Here is a 1,465-nt window from a genome sequence, read left to right as displayed (position 1 = left end):
TAAAGTGGACCCTATGTCAAGGACAGAGTAAAAAAAGGTTATGAAGCTAGTAAAAGATGATTTCTATATTGGATAGGAGTCATCTTTTTTAAGTTCCATTGATATCTATAATTATTGTAATAGTCAATATAGTCATCAATAGAATCAATTACATCACTAAGAGTGTGACACTTGCTAAAATCAATTTCATCCTTCATATGGCCGAAGAAAGATTCTTGTGGCGCATTATCCCAACAGTTTCCACGTCGAGACATTGATTGACTTAAGTTGTTATCTTTAAGTAACTTTTGAAATTTAGGGCTTGTATAGTGAACACCTTGATCTGAATGAATAAAGGCATCTTTATGAAGTGTATCCTTATGTTTGGATAATAGCTTGTCTATTGTATCAGTTGCAATATCAAGCTTTATAGAATCAGAGACAGTATATGCAAGTATATCGTTACTACTACCATCTTTAACAGTCGACAAATAAGCCATATGCTTATTTCCATATGGTAAATATGTTATATCTGTTAATAGTACTTTACCAGGTATTCCTTGCTTGAAATTACGCTCTAATAAGTTTGGCACTACTCTATGTTCCTTTGTAGCTTTAGCCATTCGGCGGTACGGATTAGCTTTTCTTATAGGACATTTAATATCATATTTTCTCATAATACGTTGAATTTTCTTTCTACTATAAATTATAGAAAATTCACCTTGTAAAATCATCTTAATTGAACGAGAACCTTTGTTATACCCCCTATAATTATAAGCTTTCATAATATTATCTCTAGCTTCTAAATCTTTATCTTCCATTAAAATTTGATTATCTAGTGTGCTTAAATAATTATAATATCCCGAGCGTGAAACATTTAAAAGTTGGCAAAATTCTGAGACCATATTTTTAAAGCCGTTATTAATTATGGTCTCATTTATCAACTTAAATATTTCTTTGCCTTTTAGATTTACGCTGTTGTTTACCAGCCTCCTTTCTGTCACGTCTAATTTTTTTAACAGTTCTACTTGCTCCTCTAATAACTTAATTTTGGCTTCTTGTTTTAAAATAATATCATCTTTAGTGACTTCTTTATCAGTAGGTCTTCCAGTGTTTTCTTTTCTCGTATCCCTTAATCCTACAATGCCATCATTATTATAAGCTCTTATCCACCTGGCTGCCGCTTGCTCGTACCTTTTGGCACCAAGCACAGTTACATCAAATCCAGCTTCCTCAAAAATTACTCTAGGAGTTTTTCCAATAAGATATTCCTCTATAAATAATCGTTTAAACTCGTCAGAGTAAGTTATAGATTTTTCACTTGCTTTAAGCACATATGCATTTTTTTTAAAAGCTTCAATAGCTTCTTTGTTAAAAGTTATTTTACTCATACTAAATTCCTCCAAGATATTAATATTATACATAAAAAAGTACCTATAAACGAAACACTTTTTTTCAAAGTGTCCTGTTCATAGGTACCATTTTA

The 1,465-nt window shown here is 31.1% G+C and carries 1 protein-coding gene; it reads right to left on the bottom strand.

The features are described from left to right. Nucleotides 1-38: 38 nt before the first annotated feature. A complete protein-coding gene (locus tag NG904_RS15930; RefSeq protein WP_252232645.1) occupies nucleotides 39-1,370 on the bottom strand; it encodes an IS3 family transposase in 1,332 nt (443 codons plus the stop codon). Nucleotides 1,371-1,465: the final 95 nt, after the last annotated feature.

This window comes from Clostridium sp. ZBS15 (assembly GCF_023845705.1).
GTDB lineage: Bacteria > Bacillota > Clostridia > Clostridiales > Clostridiaceae > Clostridium > Clostridium aquiflavi.
Note: the sequence above shows the minus strand (reverse complement) of the source record. Positions and strands in the feature narration are given on the sequence as shown.